Annotated in this window: 11 protein-coding genes and 2 tRNA genes; 5 read left to right on the top strand and 8 right to left on the bottom strand. The window is 63.9% G+C overall.

Annotation, left to right across the window (positions count from 1 at the left end):
- Positions 1-279: 279 nt before the first annotated feature.
- The 6 genes from WFI16_RS26585 to WFI16_RS26560 form a co-directional block, all read right to left on the bottom strand.
- Entirely contained in the window at positions 280-1,644 is a 1,365-nt protein-coding gene (locus WFI16_RS26585) for an FAD/NAD(P)-binding protein (RefSeq protein WP_419900871.1), read from the bottom strand.
- 42 nt (positions 1,645-1,686) lie between these two features.
- The gene (locus WFI16_RS26580) at positions 1,687-2,052 is read right to left on the bottom strand and encodes a DUF971 domain-containing protein (protein ID WP_419900870.1); all 366 of its coding nucleotides are present in this window, start codon (positions 2,050-2,052) and stop codon (positions 1,687-1,689) included.
- 9 nt (positions 2,053-2,061) lie between these two features.
- Positions 2,062-2,310 (bottom strand): Trm112 family protein, encoded by a 249-nt coding sequence (locus tag WFI16_RS26575; protein WP_442970745.1) that lies wholly within the window; start codon positions 2,308-2,310, stop codon positions 2,062-2,064.
- Between the two features lie 71 nt (positions 2,311-2,381).
- The gene (locus WFI16_RS26570; RefSeq protein ID WP_419900869.1) at positions 2,382-3,038 is read right to left on the bottom strand and encodes an LON peptidase substrate-binding domain-containing protein; all 657 of its coding nucleotides are present in this window, start codon (positions 3,036-3,038) and stop codon (positions 2,382-2,384) included.
- A 17-nt stretch (positions 3,039-3,055) separates the two neighbouring features.
- Positions 3,056-3,988 (bottom strand): co-chaperone YbbN, encoded by a 933-nt coding sequence (locus tag WFI16_RS26565; RefSeq protein ID WP_419900868.1) that lies wholly within the window; start codon positions 3,986-3,988, stop codon positions 3,056-3,058.
- A gap of 108 nt (positions 3,989-4,096) precedes the next feature.
- Positions 4,097-4,681, bottom strand: a complete 585-nt coding sequence (locus WFI16_RS26560) for a prolyl-tRNA synthetase associated domain-containing protein (RefSeq protein ID WP_419900867.1) — start codon at positions 4,679-4,681, stop codon at positions 4,097-4,099.
- A gap of 278 nt (positions 4,682-4,959) precedes the next feature.
- Here WFI16_RS26560 and WFI16_RS26555 point away from each other — a divergent pair.
- From WFI16_RS26555 to WFI16_RS26535, 5 genes are all read left to right on the top strand, one after another.
- A tRNA-Gly gene (locus WFI16_RS26555) sits at positions 4,960-5,034 on the top strand.
- A gap of 117 nt (positions 5,035-5,151) precedes the next feature.
- Positions 5,152-5,226: transfer RNA gene (locus tag WFI16_RS26550), tRNA-Gly, on the top strand.
- 882 nt (positions 5,227-6,108) lie between these two features.
- Positions 6,109-8,907 carry an SNF2-related protein gene (locus WFI16_RS26545; RefSeq protein ID WP_419900866.1) on the top strand — a complete coding sequence of 933 codons (2,799 nt, stop codon included), beginning with the start codon at positions 6,109-6,111 and terminating at the stop codon, positions 8,905-8,907.
- Positions 8,908-8,941: 34 nt separating this feature from the next.
- A complete protein-coding gene (locus WFI16_RS26540) occupies positions 8,942-12,115 on the top strand; it encodes a site-specific DNA-methyltransferase (protein ID WP_419900865.1) in 3,174 nt (1,057 codons plus the stop codon).
- Positions 12,115-15,447: a DEAD/DEAH box helicase family protein gene (locus tag WFI16_RS26535; RefSeq protein WP_419900864.1), complete on the top strand. Its 3,333-nt coding sequence runs from the start codon at positions 12,115-12,117 to the stop codon at positions 15,445-15,447. The genes WFI16_RS26540 and WFI16_RS26535 overlap by 1 nt, the downstream gene beginning before the upstream one ends.
- Before the next feature lie 14 nt (positions 15,448-15,461).
- Here the strand turns inward: WFI16_RS26535 and WFI16_RS26530 are convergent, their stop codons facing one another.
- Positions 15,462-15,905: a hypothetical protein gene (locus WFI16_RS26530; RefSeq protein ID WP_419900863.1), complete on the bottom strand. Its 444-nt coding sequence runs from the start codon at positions 15,903-15,905 to the stop codon at positions 15,462-15,464.
- Positions 15,902-16,429: a hypothetical protein gene (locus tag WFI16_RS26525; RefSeq protein ID WP_419900862.1), complete on the bottom strand. Its 528-nt coding sequence runs from the start codon at positions 16,427-16,429 to the stop codon at positions 15,902-15,904. The genes WFI16_RS26530 and WFI16_RS26525 overlap by 4 nt, the downstream gene beginning before the upstream one ends.
- Between the last annotated feature and the right edge of the window lie 238 nt (positions 16,430-16,667).

Below are 16,667 nucleotides of genomic sequence, written 5' to 3'. Positions count from 1 at the left end.
CGAAGAACCAGAAGACCAGAGCAGAAACCGTCTCAGCTCAGCCCATCAAAGGACTAAACCAAATCAGCTCCATTCTACTTCCAGAAAACCCGATGCGGTTTTAAATCAACAACACCAACCAGCCTCGCAGCCAGCCGTCCGATACTTGATCGGGAGGCGGGATCTACTCGCGGCAGAACCGCTTGTCAACCCCAGTCACCAGCCAATCACTCACCGTTCGCCGTTCAGCAGCGCCAACCGGCGGCGTGGAGGGGCTTATATGGGCGGAAACCGCACCCGTCAAACAGGAATGTCGTATTTTCCGCATTCGATACGATCGGCCAGCGCCGCGGCCTGCACCCGGATGTCCGGCACCGCGGTGATCTCCCACAGCGCGCCACGGGTCAGCGGGCCCAGCACATCGATCCCGGCGACCGGCTGCCCGGCCGCATCCAGCGCCACGCCCGCCGGCGAGACCGAGAGACCGAGGCCCAGCGCCTCCTCGGCCAGCAGCCCCTCGGCCAGCAGGCCGGCGACCGGCGCGGCCTCGCGCCAGGCGCGGCCGCCCTCGGGCCCGGTGCAGAGGATGATGCGGGCGACCCGCAGCAGCTCCGTCCCGCCAGCGCGGCGCGCCAGCACGGCCTCCACCCCCTCCCCCGCCACGCGCCATTCCACCAGGCGGGCGGCCAGCGGCCGCAGCCCGCCGCTGGCCAGCTCCGCCCCGATCCGGGCGGCGGCCTCGGGGGCCACACGGTGCCGGTGCAGGTTCCAGGCGCTGCGGGCATGGCGCAGGAAGCGGCGGCGCTCGGCCAGCTCCCAGCCGCGCCAGATCCGCTGCACCAGCGGCCGCACCCCGTCGATCACCGCCTGCCAGGGCTGGCCGGCGGCGGCGGCGCGCGCCGCCTCGGCTCGCAGCCAGCAGAAGGCGGCCCGCACGCCGGGCACCGCGCCCTCGACCAGCGGCATCGGCCAGGGCGGCGGGAAGGCACCCGTCACATGCGACAGCGGCAGCCAGCCATGGCGGGAGATGGCGGTGACCGGCCCAACATGGCCGCGGTCGCGCAGCGCCAGCAGCACATCCACCATGGTCAGGCCGAGGCCGACCAGCAGCAGCGGCGCGTCGGGCGCCAGGCCTTCCAGCGCCGCCGGGTCCCAGGGGTCGCCCGCCAGATGCGGCGGCGCCCCCGCCCCGGCCGCGAAGCCGCCGACCGCCAGCACCACCCGGTCGGCCTCGAAAACCTCGCCGGCGCTGTCGGTCACCCGGAAGCCGCGGCCGTTCCCCCCGCCTTCGCCCAGGCGCTCGACCCGGGAGACCGCGCGCGGCACATGCCGGATCTCGGTCGCCGCGGCGGCCCAGAGCTCCTGCAGATAGCGCCCATAGAGCCGGCGCGGCGCGAAGCGCGGCCCCTCCGCCGGCGGCGGCGGGGCGTCGGGCTGGGCGGCCAGCCAGTCGGCGAAATGGGAGGGGCGGTCCGGGAAGGGGCTCATCCCGGCGGCCGGGACGTTCAGCAGATGGGCGGGCTCGGCGGTGCCATAGGCGAGGCCGGGCCCGACCGGGCCAGGCTCGAACAGCGTGACCTCGGCCTTGCCGGCGAGCTGCAGGGCCAGCGCCGTGCCGGCGAAGCCGCCGCCGATGATGGCCACCACGGGCAGGTTGCGCGTCATGGAAAGCCTCTCTCTGGCGGTCGGGATGTCAGGACGGGACGACTAGCGCCGCGGCGGCGGGTCGCGGGACAGGCCGCGGGCGGCCAGCTGCGCCTCGTAATCCGCCCAGCGCCCGGCCTGTTCGCGGCCGAGCTGGTGCAGGTAGTCCCAGGTGTAGATGCCGCTGTCATGCAGGTCGTCGAAGACCAGCCGCACGGCGTAATGCCCGACCGGCTCCATCGACAGGATGCCGACGGCGCGGCGGCCGGCGACGATCTGCTTCTGCCCGGGCCCGTGCCCCTGCACCTGGGCCGAGGGGCTTTCGACCCGCAGGTATTCGGCCGGCAGGCTGAAGCGGGCGCCGTCGTCGAAGCTGATCTCGAGCAGCCGCTCGGCGCGCTTCAGCCGGAGCTCGGTCGGGGTGGGCAAGGGCGCGGCTCAGCCGTCGAGGCGGCGCGCCTCGTCCGGCAGCATGATCGGGATGCCGTCGCGGATCGGATAGGCGAGCCCTGCCTGCTCGCTGACCAGCTCGCCGCGCTCGCGGTCGTAGCGCAGCGTGCCCTTGCTCACCGGGCAGACCAGGATCTCGAGCAGACGCGGATCGACCGGGCCGCCCGAGGGGCCGCCCGGCTGGCCGCCAGGGGTGATGGAAGGGGTCGCGGGGTCGGTGTCGTTTGCATGCGTCATGTCGGCGGATTCCTGCGCCACGCCCCCGGCGGCGTCAACGATCTTTCCGGCATCGGCCGCCCCTGCCCGCCTCAGCTGACCCTCCCCTGGGTCGGGCCTGCCGCCTCCAGCTGCAGCAGGGCGATCAGCATGGCGGCCCGGGCGGCCAGGTCGGGCGCCTCCAGCAGGGCCTGCTTCTCGGCATCGCCGAAGGGGCAGAGCATGCAGAGATTGGTCACCAGCATGGGCGCGGCGGCCCGCTCGATGGCGGTCCAGTCGGCCTCGATGCGGCGGGCCTGGAAATAGGGGCGCAGCGCCGCCAGCAGCGCGGCCCGGTCCAGCGGCGCGTCGGCCAGGGGGGCGAGGTCGCCCAGATAGGGAGAGAAATCGGTGCGCACCCGGCGGAAGCCGCGCGGATCGTCGGGCAGCTCCTCCACCACCCGGAAGCGCAGCAGGCCGCGCAGGGTGATCAGGTAGCGCCCGTCCTCGGCCTCGGAGAAGGAGGCGATCCGCCCCAGGCAGGCCACCCGCTGGATCGCCGAGCGGCCGGCGGGGCGCGGCAGGGCGGGATCGGGCAGCACCATGGCCAGCAGCCGGCCGCCGGCCAGTGCCGCCTCGGTCATGGCGAGGTAGCGCGGCTCGAAGATATTGAGCGGCATCCGGCCGCCCGGCAGCAGCAGCGCGCCGGTCAGCGGAAAGACCGGCACCCCCGCGGGCAGGCTTTCGGGCCGGGGCTGGAAGGGGTCCATCCGCGGCCCGGTCCTGCTCAGCGGAACAGATAGGTGGAGAGGCCGCGCCGCGCCTTGATCGTCGCCGGGTCCATCGGGCCCCAGGCCTCGAAGAACTTCAGCAGCTGTTTGCGCGCCGCCTCTTCGCGCCAGGCGCGGTCGCGCTTCAGCGAGGCCAGCAGCTCGGCCGCTGCCTCGTCGCGCTTCTCCATGGCGTTCAGCGCCACCGCCTTGTCGATGCGCGCCTGGTGGTCGTCCGGGTCGGCGGCCAGCCGGGCCTCGAACTCGGAGAGCATCTCGCGCGCCTTGCGGCCCTCGGCGGCGAGCTCCAGCGCGCTGCGCACGCCGGCGATCTCGGCATGGCTGGCGATCTTCTCCGGCACCTGGGCCAGCAGCTCCTGCGCCTGCTCCTCCTCGCCCATGGCCAGCAGGGTGCGGGCCAGGCCGGCGATCGCCTCCGGATTCTCCGGCTCCTGCTGCATCACCGCCGCGAAGAGCTCGAGCGCGCCCTGGTGGTCGCCCTGCTCCAGCGCGGTCTTCGCCTCGCCCAGCAGCTCGGCCGCGGGCATCTCGCCGCCGGCCGCCTTCAGCAGGGTCTCGACGAAGCGCTTGATCTCGGATTCCGGCAGGGCGCCCTGAAACAGGTCGGCGATCTGGCCCTGCCAGAAGGCGACCACCGTCGGCACCGACTGCAGCGGCAGGCCCATCTGCGACAGCTGGGCGACCAGCTGGCGGTTCTGGTCGATGTCGATCTTGACCAGGCGGATGCGGCCCTGGGCGGCCTTGACCACCTTCTCCAGCGCCGGCGTCAGCGTCTTGCAGGGGCCGCACCAGGTCGCCCAGAAATCGACCAGGACCGGCACCTCGCGGCTGGCCTGGATGACATCCTGCATGAAGGAGCGGGAATCGCCGTCCTTGATCAGCTCGGCCGCGGCAGGGGTGGCTTTGTTGGGGTCTGCGATCACGTCCATCGGGGTAGCTCCGGCATTTTCCTGCCGCCCATAGATGCGCTGCCGACCGTCCAGCGCAAGGCGCGAAGCGCCGCGGCAGCGGCCCGCACGGCGCTTATTCGGCCGTGGCTATTCGGCCGCCGCAGCCGCGAGGTCGGGGTCGAGCCGCTCCGGCGCATGGCCCAGCGCCTCGAGGAAGCGCCACAGCCCGGCCGGGGCCAGGCCGGTGGTGGCGGTATTGACCAGCGGGTGGAAATGCACCCGCCCCGCCTCCAGCAGCGCCCGGTCGATCAGCACCCGCACCCGGCCCGGCACCGCATTGACCAGGCCGAAGGGGGTGACCGAGCCGGGCCGCACGCCGAGCTCGGCCCAGAGCTCCTCGGCCGAGGCGAAGCGGCCGCGCGGGATGCCGGCCGCCCGCAGCAGGGCATTGATCGAGACCTGCCGGTCCTCCTCCAGCACCACCAGCAGATAGGGGCCGGGCGGCTTCGGTTTCAGGAACAGGTTCTTGGCATGGCCGCCGGGCAGCGTGCCGCGCAGCGCCTTGCTGTCCGCCACGGTGAAGAGCGGCGGGTGCTCGACCGTCTCGCTGGCGATGCCGAGCGCCGCCAGCCGCGCCAGCAGCTGGGCCGGGGTGGCCGGCGGCCGGCCGGCGCTGAGCGGCGCCTCCGGCGGGACAGGATCGGCGGCGGCAGGCGGAACGGCGGCGGACATGGCGGGCGGGGCTTCCTGTCGGGCAAGGCGCGGCGGGGCTTCGCCCCCGTCCGTGGCACGGTCTTCCGCCCCAGTCTGCGGCGGGCCGGGCCGCGGCCTCAAGGCCCCCCCCTCCCCTTTGCCGCGGGCAGCCCGCCCGCGGCGGCCACCGCCCCGCCCGCCGGGTCCCGGCAAAAAATTCACCGCCTTGAAAACAGGGGGGTTGCAGCGGCGCCCGCGCCATGACATATCGCCGCCACGCCAGACGGCAGCGTCCGGATGGCGGCCCGATACGGAGCGCGGGCGTAGCTCAGGGGTAGAGCACAACCTTGCCAAGGTTGGGGTCGAGGGTTCGAATCCCTTCGCCCGCTCCAATTCGGATTTTTCTCGTGATCTGCAAGGCGGTTTCAGTCTTCGGGGCTTCCCGGAGCAGGATCCTCCTGTCCAGGTCACGGCGCGGCGGATGGCTGCAGGCCAGCGCCGCATGGAACGCGGGCGTAGCTCAGGGGTAGAGCACAACCTTGCCAAGGTTGGGGTCGAGGGTTCGAATCCCTTCGCCCGCTCCATTCGGCCTCACGTCAACCGTCTCCCACCATCCGCGCATGGCGCTGAGGCCCAGGTCTGGGCAGGGTTCTCCCAGAAGCCTTGATGGTGCCGATCCAGGACCCGTTCTGGTTTTCTCCCCGAAGCGGCAGAGATTCTCCAAGCCTTGAAGGTTGGCGGATTTTCCTCCCAAGCTCCAAAGCATTGATTTAAAATGTTTTTCTGCGGCACTGGACCAAGCCACTTCGCTAAATCAGTCGCTTTCCTTTGCGCGATAACGAAATGGGCAAGACACCCTAGCCCCCGAGCTTGATCCATGGCCGTACTCTCGGTGCGAAACCCACGCGCTCCGCCAGTTCCCATACGAGCCGCACTCTCCGCCTGACCGAGCGCCGCGCTGAGTGGCAGGTTTCCTGGGGTTTGCGGGGCAGACCTGTTGACTGGCTAGACGCGGAGAAGGCCGAAAATCGCTCTCCGAAGGCCAATTCTCTCCGGACCTGCTGACTTGGGCATTTTAGCACGGAACCCAAAAACCTAGGTCAAAGGCCGGTTTCAGCGCGGTCGGCGCTTGGCCTGGTTCGAACCCCACTCGCCCGAAATCTGTACTTCGAGAGCGAACACTTTGGTACGGCTAGCTTGCCGCATCAGGCTTTCGCCTGCTTAATAGCGCCTCTCCATCGGCGGCGCTTTCTCATCATCGAAACAAGCTTTAGCATCGAGCGCTGGCAAGCCAGCATTCATCGGTACGACCTTGGACAGAAAGCGCCGGGTTGCCGACGGTATGTTGAATTGCATGCACTACAAATACCGCTCACGGGGCCCACGACGTGACTCCGCATCAGGCCAAGTATTTCGCCTTCGACCTCACAAAATGCGCGCCGCCGGGTGCATCAGATCAGTTATCGATGTCGCTGTTTGACGCATCGGTCGACTTGAATCCTCACCAGATCGAAGCGGCCATGTTTGCGCTTCAATCCCCCCTCTCTGAGGGCGTCATCCTGGCCGATGAGGTCGGCCTCGGGAAAACCATCGAAGCCGGTATCGTCCTGTGCCAGCGGTGGGCCGAGCGCAAACGGCGCCTCCTGATCATCTGCCCAGCATCCCTCCGGAAGCAGTGGGCGACCGAGTTGGATGAGAAATTCAACCTGCCTGCCGTCGTTCTCGATGCCAAAGTGTACGGCCAGATGCAGCGTATCGGGTCACCTCGCCCCTTCGGGCAGAAGGCGATCGTGATCGTCTCCTACGAATTTGCGGCGCGGATGCAGGAAGCCGTCCGCGCCGAACCGTGGGATCTCGTGGTCATCGACGAAGCCCATAAACTCAGGAACGCGTGGCGACCGAACGCCCGTGTCGGGCAGGCTTTGAAGGGCGCATTAGAGGGACGACGCAAAATCCTTCTGACCGCTACTCCTCTCCAGAACAGCCTCATGGAGCTGTACGGCCTTTCGACCATCATTGATGAGCACCTGTTTGGGGACCCAAACGCCTTCAGGTCCTGTTACGTGAACGCCGGCGGCGATCTCGATGGTCTGCGAACGCGGTTGTCCACCTTCTGCAAGCGCACCCTTCGCCGCCAAGTCCTGGAGTACGTCCGCTATACGCGCAGGAAGGCCCTCACCCAGCCATTCAGCCCCAGCGATGCCGAACAGAGCCTTTATGACGGAGTGTCGGCCTTCCTTCAGCGGGACGACACCTACGCCGTGCCGGCGAGCCAGCAGCACCTGCTGGTACTGCTGATGAGAAAGCTGCTGGCCTCCTCGTCCTCAGCGATCGCCGGCACCCTCGAGGGGCTGAAGGTTCGGTTGGAGGCCATCCGGGACGGCCGCCCCGAAGCTGGCGAAGCCATATCTCTGGCGGACTTCGCCGCAGCTGATGAGATCGACCAAGCGCTCATCGAGGAATGGGCCGAGCTCGTGCCCGAGCCAGAGGAGCGTGAGGCAGGCGAGGCAATTGATCCCGTCCGCCTGCGGGCCGAAATTGCCGAGATCGACCGGCTGGCAGTCGCAGCACGAGAGATCCAGGCCGACACCAAGACAGCGGCCCTTCTCACCGCCCTCCGGATCGGGTTCGAGAGCCAGGCTGAGATGGGCGCTGAACGCAAGGCCCTCATCTTCACGGAGTCCCGCCGGACCCAGGAGTATCTGAACCGATATCTGGAGGGGCATGGCTACGCTGGCCAGACAGTGCTGTTCAACGGGACGAATGCGGACCCGTCGTCCCGCGCCATTTATGATCGCTGGGTCGAAGCGAACCGTGACACCGGGCGGGTCACAGGGTCGCGGCCGGTCGATATCCGTGCGGCGCTGATCGAGCACTTCCGCGACAACGCTTCCATCATGATCGCGACGGAGGCGGCCGCCGAGGGCGTCAATCTCCAATTCTGCTCTCAGGTCATCAACTATGATTTGCCGTGGAACCCCCAGCGCATCGAGCAGCGGATCGGGCGCTGTCACCGGTATGGCCAGAAGCACGATGTGATCGTCATTAACTTCCTCAACGAGCGCAACGCAGCAGATAAGCGCGTACACGAACTTCTGCGGGACAAGTTCAGCCTGTTCGACGGCGTATTCGGCGCGTCCGATGAGGTGCTCGGCACCATCGAATCCGGACTGGATTTCGAGCGCCGCATCCTCGCCATCTACCAGGAATGCCGCACGCCGGAAGCGATTGAAGCCGCGTTCTCAGCCCTCCAGACCCAGCTCGACGAGGAGATCAAGGCGCGATTGACCCAGACGCGCCAGACCTTGCTCGAAAACTTCGATGAGGATGTGCACGCCCGTCTCCGCCTGAGGTTGGAAGACGCCAAGGCGCAGTTGCACCGCGTGGGCCAGCGCTTCTGGTCCGTCACTCGGCACCAGCTCGCCGATGCAGCGACGTTCGACGAGCAAGCCCTGACCTTTGACCTTAATACATCGCCCGCCGCGGCCGCGCGGCCAGGGCGGTACCACCTCATCTCGCGGGAGCGCGTCGCGCCCACCATAGGGCATGACGACTTCCTCTATCGGCTGTCGCACCCGCTCGGCGAGCACGTCATCGAGGCGGCCAAGACGGCGCCGACACCACCGGCTGAACTCCGCTTCGACATCTCTGCACATCCGGGGCGCATCGCCGTTGTCGAGGCACTGAAGGGGCGATCGGGCGTGCTCAGCCTGACACGCCTAACCGTGGAGAGTTTCGAGTCCGAGGATTACCTCCTCTTCTCCGCCGTGACCGACGACGGTCAGTCGCTGGACCAGGAGACCTGCGAGCGGCTATTCGGAGTGGACAGCAAGGCCGGAACGACCATCACCCTCGCTCCCGCCGCGGCGGCGCGAATCAAGGCTGAAGCGGCCCAACACATTCGCGCAACTCTGTCCCGATCGCTCGAAGCCAACAACCGTCACTTCAGCGAAGCGCGGGAGCGTCTGGAGAAATGGGCCGAGGACAAGATATTTGCCGCGGAACGGGCCCTCCGGGACACCAAGGAAGCCATCAAGGCGCTGCGGCGCGACAGCCGGCTTGCCGAGACCCTGGATGCGCAGAAGGCCGTGCAGGAGTCGCTGCAGGCGCTTGAACGGAAGCAGCGGAAGCAGCGCCAGGACATATTTGCGGTGGAGGATGAGATCGCCGCCCGGCGAGACGAGCTGATCGCCGCGCTCGAGAAGCGCCTGGCCCAACGGCAGCAGAGCGAGACGCTGTTCACAGCCCGGTGGTCTGTCGTGTAATCACAAGAACGAAGAATCCCTGGGGGCGTATACCTTGTCCAAACTGACCGAGCTGACGGCCAAGCTGAGCGAAATCCTCCAGATCGACAGACCGGACCTCGATTTCGGCATCTACCGCGTCATCAACGCCCGTGCGGACGAGATCAGGGACTATCTGGCCCGACGGTTACCGGACCGGGTCAAGGCTGCGCTTGGTGAAGGCGGTCAAGCCAATCTGGAGGCGTTGAAGCAGAAGCTGGCAGAGGCGATTGCCGGCGCACAGGCACTCGACATGAATGCGGATGACGTCGGCAAGGTGAGGGAGTTGCGGCAGCAGATCGAAGCGGCGGCAGGCAGCGCCGTGGAGTACGAGAACGCGGTCTACTCGCACCTGCTTACTTTCTTCTCCCGCTACTACGACCAGGGCGATTTCATCAGCCAGCGCAGGTACAAGGGCGACACCTACGCCATCCCCTATGCGGGGGAGGAGGTTGTGCTGCACTGGGCCAACAAGGACCAGTACTACACCAAAAGCGGCGAGAATTTCTCCAATTATAGCTTCCGGCTTGAGGATGACCGGCTGGTGCATTTCCGTCTGATTGCCGCAGACACCGCCAAGGACAACCGCAAGGACAACGATAAGGAGCGCCGGTTTGTCCTGATTGAGCCCATGACCGTCACCCGCATCGACGAGGACGGCGAAACCTTCGACGAGGTGCTGACACCCGTCGCTGAAGAAGATGGCGCCCTGGTACTGCGCTTCGCCTACCAGCCCATGCCGCAAGGAACGAAGCAGGCTGAGCTGCTGACGCGTGCGATCGAAACCGTCCTGGCAGACGCGGCCGTCAAAGCACGCTGGCAGGATCTGACACGCCGAGCACCCACCGAAAAGTCGCCGTTGCGGACCGTGCTCGAAAAACACCTGACGGATTACGCGGCGAAGAACACAGCCGACTACTTCATCCATAAGGACCTGGGCGGCTTCCTGCGTCGTGAGCTGGATTTTTACATCAAGAACGAGGTGATGAACCTCGACGACGTGCAGAATGCGGCCGCCTTCGCGGCCATCGAAACGCAACTGCGGACCATTCAGACGTTGCGCACCATCGCGCTCGACCTGATCGCCTTCCTCGCGCAGTTGGAGAATTTTCAGAAGCGCCTGTGGCTGAAGAAAAAGTTCGTAGTTGCGGCACATTACTGTGTGACGCTGAACCGGGTTTCGCAGGAGCTTTACCCCGCCATCGCCGCGAACGCAGCGCAATGGGCCCAGTGGCATGATCTTGGGATGCGAGCCAGCCCTATGGCGGGGACGGTCGAAGATCTGAAAACATCTCCCTTCCTGATGGTGGACACCGCGTTGTTCGATGCGAGGTTCCGAGCCGATTTATTGAAGACGATTGCCGACCTGGATGCAGGACTTGATGGACTGCTGGTGCATTGCGACAATTTCCAGGCCGCCAGCTTGCTTCATGCGACTTGGGCAGGACGGGTCAAACACGTTTATATCGACCCTCCTTACAATACCGGCGACGACGGGTTTGCCTATAAAGACTCTTATCGCCACTCATCTTGGATGAGCATGCTCGATAACAGAGTGCGCGAAATATTACCACTACTTAGGGATGATGGAATTTTCTCATCCAGTATCGATAGGGACGAAAACAGGAATTATCTCCCGCTTCTTTTCTCCATTTTCGGGGAAGAAAATTTTTTAGAGGAGGTTGTTTGGAAAAAGGCGTACGGCGGCGGATCGAAAACAAAGCACATAAACAACCTTCATGAATATATCCATCAATTTGCTCGATCTAAAAATGACGTCCCCTATCTCGATCTGCCTCCAGATCCTGATGCGGTAAAATATTACAAGATAAAAGATAAAAAATTTGATATCAGAGGAAAATATCGTCTTCAGCCACTAAACACAAACAGCAATGATTTTAGGAAACAACTCACCTATCCTATTCCGTTTCCGCGGCTTGATTTATTGACAAGCAAAGAATGGGACATTGAGAGCGCAAAAATTGGAGCCCTTCTCAAGAATGAAGATATCAAATTAGGCGGTAATTACGAAGACGGATGGCAGATTGTCCATCGTGACGGATCAGAGTGGGCCGGCGCGCTGCTGCGTCCGCAGCGCCAATGGCAGTGGAGCTGGGATAAGCTTCGCGATGCGCTTATTTCTGACGAGATTGTTGTAACACTCTCGGATGGGGATTACTCGGTCAGCTATAAACAATACAGATTTGATGAAACCGGAAAAGAACGCGGACGAAAGCCGTCGAGCGTTCATGTTGGTCCGTATACGCAGAGTGGAACCGACACCGTGCGCAACTTGTTTGGTTACGATGCGGCAAAATTTCCGAAGCCTGTTGGCCTATTAGAAGATATTGTGGGCATCGGATACGGTGAGAAAGATGCTGTAATCGCAGATTTCTTCGCGGGATCCGGAACAACGGGTGAAGCAGTCGTCAGCCTTAATCGTTCAGATGACGGTCGTCGGAAATATATTTTGTCCGATCAAAGTGAAAGTTTCGACCGCGTCCTAAAGGCCCGCATGCAAAAGGTTGTGTTCTCAGCCTCCTGGGCGAACGGCAAGGCTACCGCCCCCGACACCGGCATCAGCCATGCATTCAAGGTGCTCAAGATCGAAGGCTATGAGGACACGCTGAACAATCTGGCACTCATCCGCACCGGCGAGCAGACCAATTTGCTCGATAACCTTCCTCCCGCAGCCCACGACGACTATCTCCTTCGTTACATGATGAATGTGGAAGCGCGCGCATCGCTCCTTTCGGTCGCCGATTTTCGCAGGCCATTCGACTACAAGCTGCGCGTGGCCGTCGACAGTGCGGGCGCGGCGGAAGTGCGCGCAGTCGATCTCGTTGAGACCTTCAACTACCTGCTCGGCCTGGCAGTTAAGACTATCGACCTGCACCTGGATCGCGGCTTCGCCCTGGTCCAAGGCGTTCTGCCGGACCGCCAGACAGCGCTCGTCCTTTGGCGCGACTGCGACAAGCTCGACTATGAAGGCCTGCTGAAGCTTTGCGAAACGCTGGCGATCAACCCCGCCGATAGCGAGCATGACGTCGTCTACGTGAATGGCGATCACACCATTCCCACCGTCGCCACAGCCGACGACGCGGCAGGCGGCGAGACCAAGGTTCTGAAGCTCCGCCAGATCGAGCCGGCCTTCCTCGACGCCATGTTCTCGATGGACGAGGCCTCCTGATGGCGAAGGCGCCGACCACAAAGAGGACCTTTCACCAGGAACTGGTGCTTCATCGCTGGCTCCTCGGCTTCTTCAAGGGCCGAACGCTGGCCGCGCTGAAGGCACGCCTAGGGGATGATCGCCATGAAGGGATCGACGAGGACGGCCAGACCCGCTTCTTCCACGAGCTGACACGCAATCTGTTCGAGGTGGATCGGGTCAGCGAAGCGGATTTACGACGCTTCGACCTGAACATCGTCCGCCACTGGCAGGCAATCACCGAGCGCCGCAATCGCAACGGCGCTCAGCTCGAGATGAAGTACTTCCAGTACCTGTCGCTGCTGCTCACAGAGATCTACCTGGATTTCTATTTCAACCGTCGTCAGGCGCTGATCAACGGCCTCAACGAGGAGCTAAAAACCTATCGTGCCGAACAAGGCGCCGAGGCGTTCCGCGACTACGACGCAGACGATTTGAACAAGGTCGCCTTCTGGAACGCGACCGGCAGCGGCAAGACGCTCCTCCTGCACGTGAACATCCGGCAGTACCTGGAGTATTTTTCGGGCGGCAAGCCCGACGTGCGCCCGGATAAGATCATCCTGCTGACGCCAAATGAGGGCCTGTCGAACCAGCATCTTCGCGAGCTGGAACAGTCAGGCTTCTCGCTGCGCCGCCTCTTCGACAAAAACCGAGCCCCTGACTTTCCCGGTACCATCGAGGTGATCGATGTCCACAAACTGGGCGACGAGATGGGCGACAAGACCGTCGCCGTCGATGCCTTCGAGGGTAACAACCTGGTGCTGATCGATGAGGGCCATCGCGGCGCCGGGACAGCTGCCGGAGCCTGGTTACGCCGACGCGAGCGGCTGACGCGTGGAGGATTCGCCTTCGAGTACAGCGCCACCTTCGGGCAGGCGGTGAAGGGCGGCGCCACGGTCGAGAAGGCCGAGGATGATATCTTGAAGGCAAAGCTGAAGCGGGACTTCCCGGGGCTGCGTCGCGCCGCTCTCGATGACACCCAGCGTGCCAAGCTGCAGCTGACCAATGTGGAAAAGAAGCGTGCCCGCATCATTGCGGTGCGCGAGGTCTACGCCAAATCAGTCCTCTTCGACTACTCCTACAAGTTTTTCTACGACGACGGGTACGGCAAGGATTTCCTGATCCTGAACCTCCCGAGCGACGACGATGAAAACGACCTCGCACAGTATTTTACAGCCTGCTTGCTCGCTTTCTACCAACAGCTCTGGATTTGGGAGACGCAGAAGGCACGGATCGCCGACTTCGGCATCGAGAAGCCGCTGTGGGTGTTCGTGGGCAACACAGTCTCGGGCGAAGACTCCGATATCGTCACCGTGGTCCGGTTCCTGGCGCGCTTCCTGGCGAATGAGGCCGAAGCAAAGGAGTGGATCAAGGCTCTGATCGAGGACAGCGTCCTCCTCTTGGACCAGAAGGGGCGGAACATCTTTCAAGGGCGGTTCTCGGCCCTGATGAACGAGGGCGCCGACGAGATCTACGCCGGCATCCTCAAGCGGATGTTCAATGCCGACAGCCGCCAGTCGCTGCGGTTAGTAAATCTGAAGGGCAGCAAAGGTGAGCTTGCTCTGCGCGTGGGCACCTGTCCATATTTCGGTGTCATCAGCATCGGCGACGATGCCGGCCTCTTCAAGGGCGCAGAGGCAGTGGCGCAAGATGCCGGCTTCATCACCGAGACGGACGAATTCGGCGGCACCCTGTTTGACGCCCTCAATGATGAGAACAGCCCGCTGACGTTGCTGGTCGGATCCCGGAAATTCACCGAGGGCTGGAGCAGTTGGCGGGTGTCCACCATGGGCCTGCTCAACATGGGTCAGGGAGAAGGCTCGCAGATCATCCAGCTGTTTGGTCGCGGTGTTCGATTGAAGGGGCGCGAGCTTTCACTGAAGCGGTCGTTGCCGCACGAACGACCTTCGAACAGCCACCTGGAGAAGCTCGAAACGCTGAACATCTTCGGTGTGCGCGCCAGCTACATGGCGCAGTTCAAGGCCTACCTGGTCGACGAGGGGATCACACCAACCGACGAGGTCATCACGGTTGATTTCCCTGTCACGCCAAACCTGCCGGCAGGGCGGAAGCTCAAGACGCTGAAGCTGAAGGATGGTTATCGGGACAATCAGAAGTTCGGCTTCAAGCGGCGGCAATCGCCTTGGCTTTTCGAGGTGCCGGCAGAGTTGGTCGGCAAGATCAAGCTTCCGCACGCCGAGCTCGATCTCTATCCGCGCATCGAGGCGCTCGCCGCCAAAGGCAGCACAGACACCTTGCCGCCGGCGAATCTGCGCAACGCAGGCAAGATCGCAGCCTCGACGATGGCGATGTTCGACTTCGACCGAATCTTCCTGGAGCTGCAGGCGCACAAGCAGCAGCGCACCTGGAACAACCTGCGGCTGGATCAGAATCGGCTCGAGACCTTCTGCACAACGCAGTCGGGCTGGTACACGCTCTTCATTCCGGCCTCCGAGCTACAGCTGCGCTCCTTCGCCGATGTCAGCACGCAACAGGACATCCTGGTGCAGCTCCTCATCGACTACATGGAGCGGTTCTACAAAGCGCTGAAGGGCGCCTACGAGGGGCAATTTTACGATGTTGCGCTGATCGATGAGAGCCACGGGTCGATGCTCGACCGCTACACCTTCGAGATCGATCCGACCGATGAAGGCCGCGCGTACGAGGCACGCCTCAACACGTTGAAGGAGCTTGTTGGCAGCGGCAAGCTGGTGGACGCCGACGCCTGGAAGCAGGGGCCGATTGTGGCGATCTGTTTCGATCGCCATCTATATCACCCGCTGCTTGGGTTCGACGGCAATCGCCAAGGCTTGCCGCTCCGCATGCGTCCGCTGGCACTAGGAGCCTTGAGCGAAATTCGGTTCGTGCGTGACCTGCAGAAGTTCATCTCCACGCCGGCAGGTATGAAGGCGCTGGCGGGCCGCAGCTTGTACTTGCTGCGGAATGCGGATGACGCCAAGCGCGGCCTCGGCTTCGCAACCGCCGGCAATTTCTATCCCGATTTCCTGCTTTGGCTTGTCGATCATGATGGTGGCCAACAGTGGCTGGGGTTGATCGATCCGAAGGGCATCCGGAACCTGAGTTTAAATGATCCCAAGCTTCAGCTGTTCTCGGAGATCAAGGAGATCGAGAAGCGTGTGGGAGACAAAGCTCTGAGTTTGTCCGCCTTCATTGCCTCGGCCACGGAGATGAAGGACCTTATCAACCTGACAAAGGTCTCCCAGGCCGACCTCGAAGCCGCCAACATCGTCTTCATGGACGAGCCACCGGGGACCTACATCCCGAAGATCTTCGAGCGCATGACAGCACCGTAGCCCTGGTGGCGTTACTATCTCTGTTGACCGATCTGGCGGTTGCTCGCAGTGGGAACCACATGGCGTTTCTGTGCCGCGGCCTGAAGAAGCACCAACTGCTTGTCCCAGGTCGCGGAAAACGGCTCCATCAGCACCGGCAGCGTCATCCCCTCCGGCTGCCGCCCGTCCATGATCGCCTCGACGATATGGGGTGCCAGCAGCGTCAGCCGAAGCAGCTTGCCCAGGTAGCCTCGCTCGATCCGTTCGGCCACCGCCATCTCGCTGATCGAAGCGTACCGCCCCTCGTCCAGCAGCCGCTGGTGACGAAATGCCCGAGCCAGCGCTTTGACGAGGGCCGGGTTCGCCTTGGTTGTAACTGCCGCTGGCTTAGTGGCTGCAGGCGTGACAATTGTCTTCCGCCCCGGGCGCCGACGGATTGTTAGAGGCACCCGGACCGTAATGCTGGTGGTGCTGGTCACGCGGCGGTCCTCACGGCATCGGCTGGCATGGTGGTCAGATCCCGAACGAGGCTGGTCAGCCCCTCCACCCGCAGACGGATGTCGGCACCGGTCGGCCCAACCACCACTCGCTCCACCAGCGACCGGACGATCCGGGCCTGCTCTGCCGGGAATAGCTCCTCCCACAGTGGGTCGAGCTGCTGCAGCGCATGCTGTGTCTCTCTTTCGGTCAGGTCCGGCGCCTCTTGGCGTGCCGCCTGCCAGGTACCGACCACGATCTCCGGCTGCCGAAGGAGGATCCGCACCTGATTCACCACCGCCGCCTCGATCTCGGCCGCTGACACACGCCTCAGGAGGCTATCGTCCTCGGCGGCCTCGCCTTTCAGCACGCGCTGCGCCACATAGTAGCGATAGAGACGGCCATTCTTGCGGGTGTGGGTGGGTGACAGCGCCCGACCATCTACCCCAAAGATCAGCCCCTTCAACAGCGCGGGAGCCTGAGCTCGGTTCTGGTTGGAGCGCGCTCGAGGGCTGATCTGCAGCACGCCATGCGCCCTGTCCCACAGTGCCCTCGGCACGATGCCCTGATGCTCACCCGGGTAGACCTTCCCCTTATGGGTAGCCTCACCGACATAGGTCCGATTGTGCACCAGCTTATAGACGTCGCCCTTATCTAGAGCATAATCCGATCATTCTGGTTCATATCCTGCGGCGGTGAAGTAGCTGGCACACTCCTGCGGTGAGAACTGCGGGAGGGCGTCACGGATGGCATCCCAGAGCGCA

The sequence above is a fragment of the Roseomonas sp. USHLN139 genome, from assembly GCF_037145735.1.
Classification (GTDB): Bacteria; Pseudomonadota; Alphaproteobacteria; order Acetobacterales; family Acetobacteraceae; genus Pseudoroseomonas.
This window is presented reverse-complemented; position numbering and strand designations above follow the sequence as displayed.

Excerpts from the sequence above, each read along its gene's own strand:
- WFI16_RS26575 (WP_442970745.1), bottom strand. The coding sequence starts at position 2,310 with ATGACGCATGCAAACGACACCGACCCCGCGACCCCTTCCATCACCCCT.
- WFI16_RS26585 (WP_419900871.1), bottom strand. The coding sequence starts at position 1,644 with ATGACGCGCAACCTGCCCGTGGTGGCCATCATCGGCGGCGGCTTCGCC.
- WFI16_RS26545 (WP_419900866.1), top strand. The coding sequence starts at position 6,109 with ATGTCGCTGTTTGACGCATCGGTCGACTTGAATCCTCACCAGATCGAA.
- WFI16_RS26570 (WP_419900869.1), bottom strand. The coding sequence starts at position 3,038 with ATGGACCCCTTCCAGCCCCGGCCCGAAAGCCTGCCCGCGGGGGTGCCG.
- WFI16_RS26535 (WP_419900864.1), top strand. The coding sequence starts at position 12,115 with ATGGCGAAGGCGCCGACCACAAAGAGGACCTTTCACCAGGAACTGGTG.
- WFI16_RS26560 (WP_419900867.1), bottom strand. The coding sequence starts at position 4,681 with ATGTCCGCCGCCGTTCCGCCTGCCGCCGCCGATCCTGTCCCGCCGGAG.
- WFI16_RS26565 (WP_419900868.1), bottom strand. The coding sequence starts at position 3,988 with ATGGACGTGATCGCAGACCCCAACAAAGCCACCCCTGCCGCGGCCGAG.